Origin of the sequence: Candidatus Thiodiazotropha endolucinida (assembly GCF_001715975.1) — a bacterium.
Classification (GTDB): domain Bacteria; phylum Pseudomonadota; class Gammaproteobacteria; order Chromatiales; family Chromatiaceae; genus Thiodiazotropha; species Thiodiazotropha endolucinida.
Map to the genome: position 1 here is coordinate 137,739 of NZ_MARB01000009.1, position 17,409 is coordinate 155,147.

At 48.6% G+C, this 17,409-nt stretch carries 11 protein-coding genes; 4 read left to right on the top strand and 7 right to left on the bottom strand.

What is annotated here, in order from left to right; genetic code table 11:
* Positions 1-103 precede the first annotated feature (103 nt).
* Entirely contained in the window at positions 104-3,958 is a 3,855-nt protein-coding gene (locus tag CODIS_RS09525) for an EAL domain-containing protein (protein WP_069124459.1), read from the bottom strand.
* A 1,020-nt stretch (positions 3,959-4,978) separates the two neighbouring features.
* Between CODIS_RS09525 and ppnN the strand changes: the two genes are divergently transcribed.
* A complete protein-coding gene (ppnN, locus tag CODIS_RS09530; RefSeq protein ID WP_069124461.1) occupies positions 4,979-6,352 on the top strand; it encodes a nucleotide 5'-monophosphate nucleosidase PpnN in 1,374 nt (457 codons plus the stop codon).
* A 113-nt stretch (positions 6,353-6,465) separates the two neighbouring features.
* Here ppnN and CODIS_RS09535 read toward each other — a convergent pair whose 3' ends face one another.
* The 4 genes from CODIS_RS09535 to aceB all read right to left on the bottom strand — a co-directional run bounded on the left by CODIS_RS09535 (position 6,466) and on the right by aceB (position 11,545).
* Positions 6,466-7,524 (bottom strand): CNNM domain-containing protein, encoded by a 1,059-nt coding sequence (locus CODIS_RS09535; protein WP_069124465.1) that lies wholly within the window; start codon positions 7,522-7,524, stop codon positions 6,466-6,468.
* Positions 7,525-7,616: 92 nt separating this feature from the next.
* Positions 7,617-8,111, bottom strand: coding sequence for a ribonuclease E activity regulator RraA (rraA, locus tag CODIS_RS09540; RefSeq protein ID WP_069124467.1), 495 nt, complete (start codon positions 8,109-8,111; stop codon positions 7,617-7,619).
* 445 nt (positions 8,112-8,556) lie between these two features.
* Complete coding sequence (aceA, locus tag CODIS_RS09545) at positions 8,557-9,879, bottom strand: isocitrate lyase (RefSeq protein WP_069124613.1); 1,323 nt, start codon at positions 9,877-9,879, stop codon at positions 8,557-8,559.
* 52 nt (positions 9,880-9,931) lie between these two features.
* On the bottom strand, positions 9,932-11,545 hold the full coding sequence (gene aceB / locus CODIS_RS09550; protein WP_069124477.1) for a malate synthase A: 1,614 nt from the start codon (positions 11,543-11,545) through the stop codon (positions 9,932-9,934).
* 261 nt (positions 11,546-11,806) lie between these two features.
* On the opposite strand from aceB, the gene aceK reads away from it, so the two are divergent.
* On the top strand, positions 11,807-13,567 hold the full coding sequence (aceK, locus tag CODIS_RS09560) for a bifunctional isocitrate dehydrogenase kinase/phosphatase (RefSeq protein WP_069124614.1): 1,761 nt from the start codon (positions 11,807-11,809) through the stop codon (positions 13,565-13,567).
* Positions 13,568-13,658: 91 nt separating this feature from the next.
* Here aceK and CODIS_RS09565 read toward each other — a convergent pair whose 3' ends face one another.
* Positions 13,659-15,059, bottom strand: coding sequence for a TIGR03013 family XrtA/PEP-CTERM system glycosyltransferase (locus CODIS_RS09565; protein ID WP_069124486.1), 1,401 nt, complete (start codon positions 15,057-15,059; stop codon positions 13,659-13,661).
* Positions 15,060-15,315: 256 nt separating this feature from the next.
* Here CODIS_RS09565 and CODIS_RS09570 point away from each other — a divergent pair, with 256 nt between their 5' ends.
* Positions 15,316-15,519: a 2-hydroxymuconate tautomerase family protein gene (locus tag CODIS_RS09570; RefSeq protein ID WP_069124489.1), complete on the top strand. Its 204-nt coding sequence runs from the start codon at positions 15,316-15,318 to the stop codon at positions 15,517-15,519.
* Positions 15,520-15,601: 82 nt separating this feature from the next.
* Here CODIS_RS09570 and CODIS_RS09575 read toward each other — a convergent pair whose 3' ends face one another.
* Complete coding sequence (locus CODIS_RS09575; protein ID WP_069124493.1) at positions 15,602-16,243, bottom strand: adenylate kinase; 642 nt, start codon at positions 16,241-16,243, stop codon at positions 15,602-15,604.
* A 180-nt stretch (positions 16,244-16,423) separates the two neighbouring features.
* Here CODIS_RS09575 and CODIS_RS09580 point away from each other — a divergent pair, with 180 nt between their 5' ends.
* Positions 16,424-17,092 (top strand): transglycosylase SLT domain-containing protein, encoded by a 669-nt coding sequence (locus CODIS_RS09580; protein WP_305782102.1) that lies wholly within the window; start codon positions 16,424-16,426, stop codon positions 17,090-17,092.
* Positions 17,093-17,409 lie beyond the last annotated feature (317 nt).

Below are 17,409 nucleotides of genomic sequence, written 5' to 3' on the forward strand. Positions count from 1 at the left end.
ATAGCCTAGGGGTTACCAATGTCAATTATATCTAACTATCAGGGATTTGCTTTATATCAATAAGTGAAATATACGGGTTAGCCGGTGGAGTGTTCACGATAAGTTACTGTTTAGCCAATTGCCTAAGCATGAATATTAATTCGTTACCTACTTGATTGAGTTCTGACAAGCGTGAAATTGCTTGCTCTTTACTCTCGCCCTCAGATGCTGTGATGATTTCTTGGGCTAATTTATGAAGTTGGTTATGTATCGGACGAATATTGGAATAATTAGATTTTTTCCCGTATCTAACATGGCCAATACCCTTGTACCAATAACCGAACTGGGATTGCTCCTCATCGAGTTCAAGGCAGTCGATATTTAGACGCCCATAGAGATATTCCGCAAACCTTTTCAACCATAGACGAATGCTGTAGATCGAAACATTCACATCATACAGATTTGTGAATTCTTTGGCCGCACTCTGAAAATCATGTGAGAAATTATCTGATTCCCAGACGTTTATCCATTCTGCTACATCCTCAGACGGCATCGGTTTGGCAATCGCAAATCCCTGGGCGTATCGGCAACCAAGTTGCCATAGCATTAATCCAAGTTCAGCGGACTCCACGCCTTCGGCAACGACGGGTCGCCCTAGGGTATCCGCCATTTGCAATACCCCTTCCACGATATCCATGTCACGGGCATCAACCAGCATTTGGCTGACAAATATTCTATCAATCTTTAAAATATTAATAGGTAAATGGTGAAAATAGGTCAAAGAGGAATAACCCGTACCGAAATCGTCAAGCGAAAAATTTACACCCATCCTTGAGCAAGCATTCATTACTGTTGTTACCTTTGTCGTGTCTCCAATGGCGCTTGTTTCCAGCACCTCCATCTCTAAATTACTGGCAACATCTGAAGGATATTCTGAAAGTAAACTTTCTAAGAACTCTACAAAACTCTGTTGGTGTACAATTCTCGGACTGATATTAACACTTACCGGGAGTAATAGACCCTGTTCCCTCCAGGCCATATGCTGATCCAGTGCGGTCCTGATCACCCACTCGTCGAGGACAATCTCCTGGGGCATGCCTTCTATCGCCGGTAAAAAATGTCCGGGTTGTAACAATCCCTGCTCGGGATGTTGCCAACGCACCAATGCCTCTACCCCTACAGCCTCTCCAGTCCCGAGTTGTATTCTAGGCTGAAAGTGCAGGACAAGCTGTCGGTTTTTCAACGCCAGCTCAAAATCCGACAATTTTTGTCGTCTTGAATCAGCCTTCTTGTTCTGAATATGTTTGTAAAGACTGTATATATTCTTTCCGGCCGCTTTAGCAACATACATAGCCTGATCCGCATGCCGAATTAGCGCATCTGAATCTTGATCATCAAACGGGAAGACTGTGACACCGATACTGGCGGACACATGGATACGATGATCGTCGATAACATAGGGTTGGTTGATTTTCTCGAGGATACGTTGAATAACGAGTTCGCATTCGTCAATCGTAACCAAGTTATTTAGAAGAATGACGAATTCATCCCCGCCAAGTCGGGCTAACGTATCATCCATACGTAGTTCATCCTGAAGCCGGGCTGCAATATCAATCAGCAAGTCGTCTCCCACCTTGTGCCCGTGTCTGTCATTGACAGGCTTAAAACCGTCCATATCAAGATAACACACCGCTAACAATTTCCCCGATCTACGTGTTAGCGCAATGGACTGTCTTAGCCGATCCGAGAGGAGCTCTCTGTTGGGGAGGCCTGTAAGAATGTCATGATACGCCATAAACTCAATCTTTTTTTCATTTTGCTCGCGCTCTACAAAGTCATAGGCCATATCAGCCACTTGACTGACTATTAATATATCCTGGGCGTTGTAATTGACGGCCTTGTTGCCAACACCTATTACGCCAACAATCTTTTCATCCCTTAACAAGGGTACGGTAAGTATTCGATGTAATAAGACATGGCCATCTGGCAATCCTTTTTTATGCGGCAGTAAATCATAATTGTTGAAAATTACGGGTCTTCTTTGGCGAATACAGTCTACCCAAACACCCGCTTCGCTCACAGGATAATGCAGACCGTTATCTTCAGCGAAACACTTCTCTAAAAAAGTTCTTGTAGACCAGGTCTGCATTGAAATCGTTTCTTGATCCTCTTCAATAAAGTGAAAAAATCCGATTTCACTGCCGGTTAATGCTTCAGCGGCATCCAAAGCCGTGCGCAGCAATTTCTCACGATTTCCCAAATAGACCAGCTCAGATAATTGCTGGCGAAGATCCGAGATAATCTCTGATCGCTTGCGGTCATGAATATCACGAATGAACACAAAAAACTCGCCGCCCTGTACCGAGGCATAGCTAATGGAAACTTCGACAGGCCAAATTGCACCGTCCTTTCGTCGATGATAGGATTCGTGCTGATCATTGCCTTGTTGAATAACTCTCTTGAGTCTATACGCGACATCTTCATCGGAATCAAAGGCGTCCAATTCAGATACCGGCATCCCAATCAAATCCTTCTTGTTGTAACCCGACAAACGGCAATAGGCCTCGTTAACTTCAATGAGGATGCCCTGGTTATTTATCACCCAGAAACCATCTTTAGTTGTTTCCAATACAGATTTATAGCGCTGGCTGCTCTCAAGCAATGCCTTTTCAGCGCGCCTGAGTTCAGAAAGATCCAACAAAGCCGTTACCTGAACCAGGCGCTCCATGAGATTTATACTTTTGCTGCGTATTAGCGATTCAAAAACTGAGCCATCCTTACGCTTTGCCAATACTTTATACGGTTCTTCAGATCCTGAAAAAGCATTGACTTTGAATGAGTCATGGTATTCTTCGGCGAACCACTCGATAGTGCGGCGCCCGACAACTTCTTCGAACGTGTATCCGAAAATCTCGAGGGCACTTGAATTTACGTTGATACAGACTCCATTTTCAGAAATTAATATTGCTTCAAATCCTGTTTCAGAAAGTGCCTTGAATTGTGCTTCATTTTCTTTCCTAAGAACCAATTCTTTCCTGTATAATGCGGTTTTTCTGTTAACCATGAAGGAAAGACTACGATTCCATATAAATAAGAAAAATAGTAAAGATAATATAATGGTTGATTCCTTCCAGTGTTCGTAGATATCGAATACTTGTTTAAATCGAACCGACATCCAGCGGCTATAGATTCTGGAATGAGCATCCTTTGATATGGACGTTAATGCTTTATCTAGAATACGCTGAAATATGGGCCAGTCGTCACGTACGGCCATAGATTGATTGTTAGCATATGGGGTATCACCCGCCACTCGTACGTTAGTTAAACGGTATTTTCCCAGATAATAATTCGCGGTAACTATATTGCCGATAAATACATCGGCGTCACCTCTGGAAACATGTGTCAACCCTTCCTTCGGAGATTTTACAGGAATCAGTGTGAGTTCTGGATAGTCGTTCGAAATCCAGTCATGGATAGCATAGTTTTGTACAACCGCAATGCGTTTACCGTCCAAATTATCTAAATTACCGACATACGAAATATCGTCACGCGCAAATATATGGATCGGCATAGAAATATACGAATCTGTAAAAAGAAAATATTTCTCCCTGAGAGGTGTCCGAGAAACGGAGGCAAACATATCTGCTTGTCTGTTTTTAACGGCGTGGAACGCCTCCTGCCACGAGAGGCCTTTAACAATTGAAAACTGAATATTTAACAGGTCCTCGATACGATTCAGATAATCGATAGATATTCCCTGATAGTGTCCGTCATCATTTCGGAATTCCACCGGTGCCCAACCCGGATCTAACGCCACACGAATAACAGGGTTTTCAGCAAGCCATTCTTCTTCCGCGGCTGTTAAGGGGATTTTGGAAGAATTTGCCGGGGAGTTAGCGGAAAGCCGTGCCTCTGCCTCAACAATATAAGGCATGATAAAAGAAACGATTGAAACAATGACTTTCAGGCAAAGAAACATCAGGTAAAATCTCCAAGAACCTAAAAATCATAACATTCAGTGATCAGAACGATATGAGTCTTGAAAAATATATAGATTAAGAAATCCTGTACATATAGTTTTCAAAAAAAAAAAAACGGGATGACTTGATTATAGGTTCCATTCACACGCTTATGACACGCATGTCAAATGCCATGATACAAAATTTTACATATGGCAAGAAACATCCTGACATGTCATTTTGAGTTAAAAAACGAAAATCCCGCAAAACGCCTTGATTAAAAATAATTAAAAGTAGTATAGGGTAGATATTACAAGGTGTTAACCTTGATTAAAATACGGATTTTAATCAGCTAATAGATGTAGAGACATTATGCTCAAAAGAGGTATTAGTAATATTGTAAACACATACAAAGGCATTATTCATTGGCAATTAAAATGGCAAATATGCACTCAGAAGTAAACGAGATTTTACAATAGAATGTAAATAATTTAGCCCACATGTTTCACCCGTATTTCAATTTACTCACTGAGACTGCCATGTCGATATCAAGCCGTTTAGTAGACACCTGAGTGTCTGTGCTCACTTTTTTCAGACTACAGGATAATATTCGTCGCCTAGCGTTTATTAACCATGACAAGATTCACTCACCAATCTGCATAAGCCCAGGGCCTGTTAACACTCATCCTTTTAGCCCTGTTGTGTCTGAAAAAGCGCCAATCAAGGCACGAGGAGAGAGGTTTGGTTGACCCAAATGAACGACGAGTAACGCCGAATGGCTTTTTATCAGGCATACCCCAAAGGCACTTCCTTTCTGGCACAACCTGCAGGGCTGGAGCTATTTTTCCTTCCAGCAGCGTGAGCTTTCGCTCATGTTGCTTTACTGGACGAAAAAATAGCCCCAGCAAATCCGATCGGATTAGTGTTGACAGGCCCTAGTACCCCATGTTCACTTTTAACCAGGTTCAAGATAATATTCAATAATCAGCGATCACAGGCCTTAACAAAAACCACTAACCTATCTGCGTAACAGTAGCCATTTGAACTCAACACCATCCAGACTCAGCGCATCAGTACGTCCCGAAGGCAGCCTAGAGGTGCTGTCGCAGCTGGAGGTCAATGCCCTCCTCGATACCAGCGCACGCGGTCTCTACGGCCTGTTTCGTCGTTGTGCGCTGGCGGTGCTCAACTGCGGTAGTGAAACCGATAATGCCCGGGAGATTTTTGAGACCTATCGCGATTTCGGCATTCATTTGATGCAGACAAACAGGGGCATTCAACTGCGTCTGGAGAACGCCCCCGGCAGCGCGTTCGTCGACGGCAGGATGATTCGCGGTATTCAGGAACATCTATTCGCTGTATTGCGGGACATCATCTATGTCCACAATGAAATCCAATACGACTCGGTCTACGATCTGACCTACTCAAGCCATATCACCTCTGCCGTTTTTCACATCCTGCGCAATGCACGGGTCTTACACACCGGCATGGACCCGAATCTGGTGGTCTGTTGGGGCGGACACTCAATCGGCAGAAGTGAATATGACTACACCAAGGAGGTAGGTTATCAACTGGGCCTGCGAGGACTGAACGTCTGCACCGGTTGTGGACCGGGCGCCATGAAAGGCCCCATGAAAGGGGCCGCCATCGGGCATGCCAAACAGCGTATCAGGAGCGGCCGCTATCTCGGCATCACCGAACCTGGAATCATCGCTTCCGAACCACCCAACCCGATCGTCAATGACCTGGTTATCATGCCCGACATTGAAAAGCGACTGGAAGCTTTCGTACGCGTCGGACACGGTATCGTTATCTTTCCCGGCGGAGCCGGCACCATGGAAGAGCTACTCTACCTGCTGGGCATCCTCATGCATCCGCACAACAGCGACCATGTCTTCCCCCTGATATTGACCGGTCCCACTGAGAGCGAAGACTACTTTACGGAGATGGATCGGTTTATCCGTGCGACATTGGGTTCCGAGGCACAGAGATTCTACTCCGTCATCATTGACGACCCTGCGGCTGTGGCAAGTACATTAGGCAATGCCATGGATCATGTCAGAGCCTACCGTTATGAGGGTAATGACGCCTTCTATTTCAACTGGCGACTACATATAGAAACGGCCCTGCAACAACCCTTTTCACCCTCACATAAAGCGATGTCTGAACTTGATTTGACTGCCGGTCAGGATGGACATGAAATGGCCGCCAATCTACGGTGTGCCTTTTCCGGCATCGTTGCCGGGAATGTGAAGGAGGATGGGATACGGGCCGTTGAGAGGCATGGCCCCTTTATCATCCATGGAGATGCGGAAATCGTCGCCGCCATGGATCGACTGCTGATCGCTTTTGCCGAACAGAACAGAATGAAACTGCAGGGAGACTACTCACCCTGTTATGAATTAAAATCATAGGTGCCCGCTCACCTGTGGCCATCAATGACACGGCACCCTCAATCGCCCCTGTTCAATAAAGTCAGATAGTGATGCTTTTTTGGCGGCCCTGAACCTGACCTGTTAGGGTCTGGTCACTCATCCCCTTCATCGACTTCCAGCCCCATCCTTTTCGCACGTTTTTTCCATAGCCGTCTGGCCAGCTTTCGCATATCGTCTATGCGATCACCCTCATCGACGATTTCGATTCCGAGAATGGTTTCGAGGATATCCTCGAGGGTAAGTATCCCTACCATGCTGCCGTATTGATCCACTACCAGCATAATATGGCCGCGTTTTTCGATAAACAGCTCGAAGGCAACCTGCAGCGAGCTTGTATCCGGCAGTGCCGGTATATCTCGACGATATACATCCAAGCTGTTCTCAGAATTCCCCCTGGCATGTGAAAGCAGTAGATCGCTGCGTAATACGAAGCCGGTAACATGATCACGATCCCCTCTGTAGACCGGTATACGTGAAAAACGGTTGCTATTGTGCTTCTCGAAATACTCCATGACCTGGAGTGTCTCATCCAGAGAAAACACCACCGTGCGGGGTGTCATGACATCGGTTACGAGGGTTTCCTTGAGCAGAAAGAGATTTTTCAGTATCAACGATTCATGCAGGTCGAGTTTTCCCTCTTCGACCCCGGCTTTCGCCATGGCGGTAAACTCCTCTTTGCGGAAATGGCCGTGGGAGTGTTTCCGGGAAAGTAACCGTGTCAATAACGCCGACATCACAACAAAGGGATAGAGCACCCAGATTAGGAACCTGAGCGTATAGGCTGTGGCTGGAGCGAGTTGACGCCAGTAATTGGCTCCCAGCGTCTTGGGGATGATCTCTGAAAATACCAGTATCATGAACGTGAGCACGGCTGAGGCAACACCCACATAGCCACTGCCGAATACTACCGCCGCCTGTGCTCCGGCTCCTGCAGCACCGATGGTATGCGCTGTGGTATTTAAAGTGAGAATCGCTGCCAATGGATCATTTATATCCTTCTTCATCTCCCGCAAAATGGGCGCGGCCCGACTGCCTTCCTGGTCCAGGACAGAGATATAGGGATGGGTGATACTGAGAATAACGGCCTCGGCAATAGAACAGAGAAATGAAAAACCTAAGGCTATGAGTACATAGACAATGAGTAACAGCATTGTTAAACCGTGAGTCAGCTTGCGTCAAATACTGTTTATACAGATATTTCCGATCCTTTTCACTATCAGATCACATTAACGCCACGCGCTATTCATGCTGCCGGATCCGCCAGCACCACAATCCCATCCTCATCGGCATAGAGCCACTCACCGGATCTGAAATTGACACCGCTGAAATTGACTTCGACGCCCGTCTCCCCCACTCCCTTCTTAACGCTCTTACGAGGGTTTGTGGCCAATGCCATCACCCCGAGCGACATTCCACCAATCTCAGCGGCGTCGCGTATGCATCCATTCACCAGGACACCGGCCCAGCCGTTGTCTACAGCCTTCTTTGCTAAGATATCACCCAGCATGGCGCAGCGCAGAGACCCGCCACCATCAACAACCAGCACTCTGCCCTGTCCCGGTTGATCCAATTCTTCACGCACCATCGAGTTGTCTTCAAAACACTTCAGCGTCGCTATGGGGCCATGGAACATCCTACTACCTCCATAGTGACGAAAACCGGGATAACAAATCTGTAGCTTCTCTTCGTGGACATCGTACAGATCGGCTGTCTTCAAACTACCTGCTGCCTGGTTCATGATGCTCTCCTCACACTTCGTTTAGTCACTATTACCCAAATCATGGGAACACTAAAAAAACAATACAGGCCGCAAATGAACGCCAATCACCGCGAATTAACGCGAAAGGTTCTATTAGTTTGCATGAAACGACTCACGAAATACTCATGCTTGCAGCCACGCCATGTACAACGATACGATCTCAATTCAACCTTACAAAGGGTCAGAAACCTTTCATCCTACATATAATGACATATCCAATTCGCGTCTGTTTGCTGTAATTAGCATTCATTTGCGGCCAATCTACTAGGGCCTGTCAACAGGCCCTAAGCAGTCTACGTTAATAAAAAAAAGCCGCGCGAGAAGCGCGGCCGAAGGGCAGAAAAAACGGTAATACACACGCAGCAGCACAGCCTCGGAGGGGTATGAGTACTGATGCGAAATCAGCTGCGTGTGAAAAGTGAGACTACATACCAGCTGCGCTGTGGAACTGCTCCTCTTCCGTGGATCCGGTCAATGCGGTAACTGATGACGCACCCCCCTGGATAACCGTGGTTACATCGTCAAAATATCCGGCGCCTACCTCTTGTTGATGTGAGACAAAGGTATAACCCTTTTCGCGTGCTGCAAATTCGGGTTCCTGAACCTTCTCAACATAGTGTTTCATGCCCTGACCACGGGCATATTCATAGGCAAGATCGAACATGTTGAACCACATGTTGTGAATACCGGCCAAGGTGATGAACTGATATTTGTAACCCATGCCTGATAGTTCATCCTGGAACTTGGCAATGGTCTTGTCGTCCAGATTCTTTTTCCAATTGAATGACGGCGAACAATTATATGCCAGTAGCTTGTTGGGGTTTTCCGCCAATACGGCCTGTGCGAATTCACGGGCAAACCCGAGGTCCGGTGTACCTGTCTCACACCACACCAGATCCGCATAAGGCGCATAGGCCACTCCGCGTGAAATGGCCTGTTCCAAGCCGTTCTTGACACGGTAGAAACCCTCGTCAGTCCGCTCACCGGTGAGGAAGGGTTGATCATTGGCGTCCACATCGGAGGTCAACAGGTTGGCCGCCTCGGAATCAGTACGCGCCAGCACCAGCGTGGGCACGCCCATGACATCAGCCGCCAGACGGGCGGCAATCAGCTTTTGCACCGCTTCCTGGGTCGGCACCAGTACCTTGCCACCCATGTGACCGCACTTTTTAACCGCCGCGAGTTGATCTTCGAAATGCACACCGGCCGCACCTGCGGCAATCATGTTCTTCATTAATTCGAAGGCGTTGAGCACACCGCCGAAGCCTGCCTCGGCATCGGCAACGATTGGCAGGAAGTAGTCGATGTAGCCTTCATCTTCCGGTCCGATATCCCGTGACCACTGAATCTCATCGGCGCGTTTGAAGGCACTATTGATACGGCGCACCATGGTCGGTACAGAATCGTAGGCATAGAGGGACTGATCCGGATACATGGTTTCGGAAGTATTGCCGTCTGCCGCAACCTGCCAGCCGGAGAGATAGATCGCCTCGATGCCTGCCTTGGCCTGCTGCATGGCCTGCCCGCCGGTGATAGCACCCATGCAGTTCACATATCCCTTCTTGGCATGGCCATGAACCAGTTTCCAGAGCTTTTCCGCGCCTTGCTTGGCGTAGGTGTGTTCGGGTTGTACCGAACCGCGAAGACGTACTACGTCTTCTGCGCTGTAACCGCGTTTCACATCGGTCCAGCGGGGATTTTCCGCCCAATCCTTTTGCAAGGCTTCGATCTGTTCTCTACGTGTCATCTGTCGTTTCTCCAGTGGTATATTTGGTTCAGTATTTTGCTTTCGTCCCGACTCAGTCGAGTTGCTCATAGGCAGGCAGAGTTAGAAACTCCTCGAATTCATCAGCCGCGACGATTTGCCGCAACAGGGTTGCCGCCAGTTCGTATTGGCCAGCTTCATAAGCCAGTTCACCCGCTTCTTTCCGGATCAGCTCCAGCTCGTCACTGACCGCATGGTCGAAAAGCTGATAGGTGACATCCCGGCCATCATTGAGCACCCCTTTGGGATAGCGAATCCATTGCCAGATCTGCGAACGGGCAATCTCCGCGGTTGCCGCATCCTCCATCAGATGGTGAATCGGCACGGCGCCTCGCCCACCCAGCCAGGCGGCCATGTAACGCAGGGCGGCACTGATATTGTTGCGTAATCCCGCTTCCGTTATTTCACCTTCAGGCACCTGTAACAGGTCGCTGCCGGCGACAACCAAACCATCATCCAACTGGTCGAGTTGATTGGGCCCGGGCATATGATGATCGAAAACTTCCATCGCTATCGGTACCAATCCGGGATGGGCAACCCATGTGCCGTCATGGCCATCCCCTGCTTCCCGTTCCTTATCCAGGCGAACCTTCTGTTTGGCTTCAGCATCCGCCTCCGCATCGTCACGGATCGGAATCTGCGCCGCCATGCCTCCCATGGCATGGGCGCCTCGGCGATGACAGGTATTGATCAATAGCTTTGAATAGGTTCGCAAAAAAGGAACGGACATGGTGACCTGGCTGCGATCGGGCAGCACGCATTCTGGATGCGCGTGAAAACGCTTGATGAAGCTGAAGATGTAGTCCCAACGTCCGCAGTTCAGACCGCAGATATAGTCACGCAGCTCGTAGAGGATTTCATCCATCTCAAAGACAGCCGTGATGGTCTCGATCAACACGGTACAGCGGATCGTCCCATGCTCCAGACCCAATTGCTTTTCCGACCACATGAAGATATCCCGCCACAATTGGGCCTCCATGTGATTTTCCATTTTCGGCAGATAAAAATAGGGCCCGGTACCCCGATCAAGCAGGGCTTTTGCGTTATGAAACAGGTAGAGACCGTAATCAAACAAAGCTGCGGAGAGACGACGCCCGTCCACCAGGACATGTTTCTCTTCCAGGTGCCATCCCCTGGGGCGAACGATCAGCGTCGCCAACTCATCTTTGAGGCTGTAGGCTTTGCCTTCCGGACTGGTGTAGGACAAAGTCCGATTGACTGCCTCCCTCAGGTTGATTTGACCTTCGACAGTGGCTTCCCAGGTCGGCGAGTGTGCGTCTTCCAAATCCGCCATGAAACATTTGGCGCCTGAGTTCAATGCATTTATCAGCATCTTGCGATCAACCGGGCCGGTAATCTCCACCCGCCGGTCCTGAAGATCCGCCGGTGCCGGCCGAACTTTCCACTCCGACTGCCTTATGTCGCTGGATTGCTCTGGAAAATCGGGTAGCTCACCACCGTTCAGGCGCACCTGCCTCTCCTCCCTGAGCTTCAGCAGTTCTCGTCGCCTGCCGCCGAAATGGCGTTCAAGCTCAGCAACGAAATGCAGGGCTTCCGATGTGAGGACAGTTTCGAATCCCGTACCTATGGGACCGGTTACTCTTACCTCATGTGGCTGCTGCCTGAGACCCGTTGGCGTGCTGGACATAATCTTTGTTCTCCTCATCTTCACTCTTGCCATGCACCTTAAGCGGGCATGGAATTAGTTATCTTTTGGTCGTGTCCCGATCTGAGGCTCACGATCATTTTGTGCACTGCGTTAAAGCATAGTGAAAAGGTCAAGATTATTTTCAAAAAAATATCAATAGTTAGCTTTGATAAAAAAAATAGTGCGGTGCAAAAAAATCAGCTAAACCTTAGTAAATATCTCAAGTTTTAGAGCCATACACCGAATAAGCGCACCAAAATGATGCAAATCCATCCACGTCAGATTGCACAATCGATTCTTACTGGGTTTGAGCGACACTTCTCCTTTTTCCAGGAGATCAGCAGTGCCGCCCGCCATCGCTTCGAGTATGCGGACTGGGATGCGGTAAGGGAGGCCTCTGCAAAACGCATCAGTTTCTACGATCTGCGGGTGCAGGAGGCGATTGAGCGTCTACACGCAAATTTCGACATCAGTGATCTGGATGAGAAACTTTGGCAGCAGGTCAAACAGACCTACGCCGGCATGCTGAAGACCCATAGTCGGCCGGAGCTCGCTGAGACATTCTACAATTCAGTATTCTGCCGTCTGTTCGAGCGTAAATATTACGATAACGACAAAATCTTCATAGAATCCCAGGTCGATCGTGATCAGTTATCGGTACGTTATCGCGTCTATATGTCTTTCCACGTCGCTGAAGGGGGACTGACTGGAACGATCTGGGATATTCTCTCGGCCTTCTATTTCTCACTCCCTTACGAAGATATCAAGCGGGACTGCGAACGGGTGGCTCAATCCCTGCTCGATCAGGCCGGATTCGATGAGCTCCCGGTAGATTTGCGCTTCGATCTGCTGGAATCCCCATTTTATCGAAATAAAGCCGCCTACATCATAGGACGCATGGTATACGGCGATCAGGTTCGACCCTTCATCCTGCCGTTGATCAATAACGAAAACGGTGGTCTGTATGTGGACACCCTGCTCATTCGGGGCCGCCATGTAGAGGCTGTGTTCAGCTTTGCCCGGGCCTACTTCATGGCTAAGACACCAGTACCAACGGCAACGGTCGAGTTTCTACAGAGCATCATGCCCTACAAGACCCTGGCTGAACTCTATAACAGTATCGGTTTTCACAAACAGGCCAAGAATGAGTTCTACAGAGACCTGCTGAATCATCTTGCCGAAAGTAACGATCTATTTGTAACCGCTGCCGGAACACCCGGATTAGTCATGCAGGTATTTACACTTCCCTCTTTTCCCCATGTCTTCAAGGTGATTCGAGACCGTTTCCCACCGCAAAAAGAGGTCACCCACAAGCTAGTGAAAGAGCGTTACCTACAGGTCAAGAAACACGATCGTATCGGCCGCATGGCCGATACGCTGGATTTCATGGATGTCGCCCTGCCCATCGAACGCATAGAAACCAAATTATTGCAGGAACTGCAGGAGACAGTGGGCTCTCAACTGGAATACGATGGCGACATGCTGGTCATCAGGCACCTCTATATCGAACGCCGGATGGTGCCTCTCAATCTCTATCTGCAAAACGCGGATGAGACTCAGACCAGAGAGATACTTGATGATTGGGGACTGGCCTTAAAACAGCTGATGGGCGTGAATATCTTCCCCGGAGACCTGCTGTTCAAGAATTTTGGTGTCAACTGCCAGGGTAAGGTTGTTTTCTACGATTATGATGAGATTTGTTACCTCAGTGAAGTCAACTTCCGCAAGATCCCCCCGCCTCGGAGCTCCCTGGACCTCTACCGTGATGAGCCCTGGTATAGTATCAATCCCAACGATGTCTTTCCGGAAGAGTTCATTACCTTCGTAACCACAGATGCGAAAACACGCAAGTTACTGATGGATCTGCATCCCGAACTTTTCGATTTCAGATATTGGCAGATGGCTCAACGGAATCTTGCGGCAGGGATTCAGGCGGATGTATTTCCCTATTCCCAAAAACTGCGCTTTGCACGTCCTGAAACAGTACCGGGAGAAGCGATAGACCTTGCCAACACGGCATAGGTAGGTTTAGAAAAACATCGAGGATAGCTGTATTGATTGTCCCACAACAAGGGTGCGGGCGATAGCGCCTCAATCTGAATGAGCTGTCATGTTATTGCGCACCTTTGCCGAGCAGCACCACTTCGATGGTCTGTAACAGAATGATGAAATCGAGCATCGTACTGGCATTCTTCACGTAGTAGAGGTCATACTCCAGCTTGCGCTTCGCATCCTCTTCCGAAGCGCCATAGGGGTAGAGCAACTGAGCCCATCCCGTCAATCCAGGCTTGACCCAGTGGCGCTGCAGATAGTAGGGAATGTCATTCGAAAGCTGCAGTACAAACTCGGGCCGTTCCGGGCGAGGACCCACCAAACTCATATCCCCATTCAATATATTGAAAATCTGCGGCAACTCGTCAAGGCGGGTCTTTCTGAGGAAACCACCCAGTTTAGTGATCCGGGTGTCGTTTTTACTTGCCCACCTTGCGACGCCATCAGCCTCCGCATCAGTACGCATACTGCGGAATTTGTAAACCTTGAACAGCTTACCATTTTTTCCCACACGTACCTGGCTATATAGGATGGGATCCCTGCCACCCGACTCAATCAAGCTGGCAAGCGTAACCAGAACCATTACTGGAGCAGACACAATGAAAATCACGATGCCCACGATCATATCGAAAGACTTCTTTATGGTACGGTTTAAGGCTCTTTGACGATATCCATCGGTGTACAGCATCCAGCTGGGATAGAGCAGATCGATGTTGATGATCGAAAGTTCCTTCTCAAAAAAGGTCAGCAGATCGAGGATCTGAATCCCCTTTATCTTGCACTCCAGCAGCTCATGGTTTGGCAGTTTCTTACGTCTGTCGTCCACAGCAACCACGATTTCATCAACTGCCAGACGATTTGAGATCTCGAGCAGTGTCTGATCCTTTACTACCTGCCGTTCCTCATCGATCAATTCGATTCGGTCACCCAGATTGACATAACCGACAACGACGATGCCTACGGTATCCTTAGCCTTGACCGACTCTTCGATCCTATCCGCATTGATCCCAACACCCAGTACCAAAACACGACGCTTCAACGTCTTATCCGAGGTGACCCTGACAAACAGGGTCCTGGCAACGAGAATCCCCAGTATCGATATGATTAGACCGTGGGTGAGTAGCGAGCGCTCGGAGAGTGGGAACAGCTGCAGGGTAAAGAACAATGAAGCCATTGCCAAACCACCGACCAGAAACCCAAGTATCAGCCTGAGCAAAAACCCCGATGAGGAGGCCATTGAACCCTTTTGGTAAAGACCCAATGCCGTGAGGGACGAAAACATGATCACAGCGAAGAGGGCCGGCAGGTTTTTCAGCATCTCATCGTCGACAGGAATTGGGCTGAGACTGTATTTGTGGCGCAGATATATCGCACCTAACATCGATAAAAAAAAGATAAGGGTCTCTATGACACCAAGCAGGACAACCGCCTTAGAAATGTAGATGCCAAAAAGCTTGATCATGACTGCGCTATATCTGTCCTTCTACCGGGTATTTTGCTGAAATCTGCCAATCCAGATCCTTAACAATATAAATAGTTATCCAACCTACCCGTAACTAGCGTCCGGATTCTAACAAATTTTAAATAAAATAACCGGATGGATTCTGTTTCTTGGATTCGACTGAACTATACGAAATCTGATGAACCCGTCTTCGATTGAAAGACGACTATATAATTGACGTTATGGCAATCACCTGTGCTTCGAAGGAGGAATCCACGTGCCATATGTCAATATCAAGATCACAAGGGAAGAGGTTAGCAAGGAACAGAAACAACAACTTATCACCGGCGCGACCCGGCTATTGGCGGACATTCTGGGAAAAAACCCGGCCACCACCTTTGTCATCATCGAGGAGGTCGATACGGATAATTGGGGTATAGCCGGTGAACAGGTCACTGAACGACGCAAAAAAGGGCTCTAGTGCCTGTTCTAAGGCCGATTGATAAAACCCGCTCAGAAGAGCGGGTTAATTGTCTTTCACGGATAACTGGCAATTGATGGGATCAGCCGCCTAGTCTCTCCTGGATTGCATTGACAACCACTTCACTTGAGGTGGCGCTGACAGTCAGCAACATATTTTCGTTTCTGTAGAAATCGACAAGCGGCGCGGTCTTCTCGTTGTAAACGTCGAGTCGATTGGAGATCGCCTCCTCCGTCTCGTCATCACGTTGCACCACACTACCGCCACATTTGTCACATACACCCTCAACCTTGGTGGGCATACTCTTGACGTTGTAGATGGCTCCGCAGTCGACGCAGGTACGGCGGGTGGTTAGGCGATCGAGGATCACCTCACGGGGCACATCGATCTCCACCGCAAAATCGAGATCGACAGCGATTCTCTTCAGCAAATCCTTGAGTGCCTCAGCCTGGGGGATAGTGCGGGGAAACCCGTCGAGGAGAAAACCCTTTTCACAATCCGGCTCCTGGAGACGCTGCTCCATGATCCCCATGATCAGGTCATCAGGCACCAGATCGCCGGCCTTCATATAGGCCTCTGCCTGCTTACCCAATTCACTGCCTGCCTGAACGGCTCCACGCAGAATATCGCCGGTGGAGATCTGTACCGAGCCATCCAGCTGAGTCAGCTGTTTGGCCACAGTCCCTTTACCTGCACCGGGTGCACCCAACAGAATAAGTTTCATTGATCGCTCCTGTTTTATTCCTTTAGAGTTATTGAGATGCCAAGTGCGGGACCAACCTTGGGTTGAATCAATCGCCCCGGCTTAGTGTCAAAACCGGCGCTATTATACTTATTTCGGGCTTGACGTCGCTGCCCGATGATTTATTAACCCATAGATTAAATTGTTGGAACAGACCCATAAATGCATAACCTGAATGGAATCCGCTTCGAACCGGTCTCACACCAATCCAAGTCTTCGGGTCTCGCCCTGGTGCGGACCGCGATACTACCCTGCCTGATGGCAGTTTATGGCTGCTCCAGTTCACCGCCACGCAATATGGCCGATGCCTGCGATATCTTCGAGGAAAAAGACGATTGGTATGAGGCATCCGAGGAGGCCTTCGAGAAGTGGGGTGTGCCGATCCACGTACAATTGGCCATTATTCACCAGGAGTCCCGCTTCGAACACGATGCAAAACCCCCTAGAGAGAAGCTGTTCTGGTTCATTCCGTGGTTTCGCAAATCGTCTGCCTATGGCTATGCCCAAGTTCAGGATACGACCTGGGAGTGGTACCAGCGGGAAACGGGAAACAGTTGGGCGGATCGGGACGATTATGAGGATGCAGTCGACTTTATCGGCTGGTATGGGAGTGTCTCACATCGCAAACTGGGTATCTCGAAGTGGGACACCTACCGGCAATATCTCGCCTACCACGAGGGTCATGGCGGCTACAAGCGCGCCAGTTACAACAAAAAACCCTGGTTGCTGAAGGTGGCCCGCAAAGTGGAAAGCAACGCTAAACGGTACCGCTCCCAAATCGCCTCATGCAGAGAGAGATTGGAGCGGGGATGGAGCCTGTGGCCATTCTGATACAGATCTTAGACTTGCAAGGACCTTCTCCAATTGCCTGCCTAATCAATCAGGATCAATTAACCTATAAGCTTTTATCAAGTTAAGCCGCTATATAAACTACTGGCACACATCAGATACCTGAAATAGAGAAATCGGTTTTTTTACTCGTAGTGAGCCCTGTTTCCAGACAAGGTGGGAACATTCCCGGATAGGCCAACATGGTTGAAATTCAAGCCTTTAGATATAGAGTTGACTAAGTAGCAACAACAGACGATGACTTGCATTTAAATAGTGAATATTGATGTTTTAAATGGTGGATGACGTTTAAAAAAACT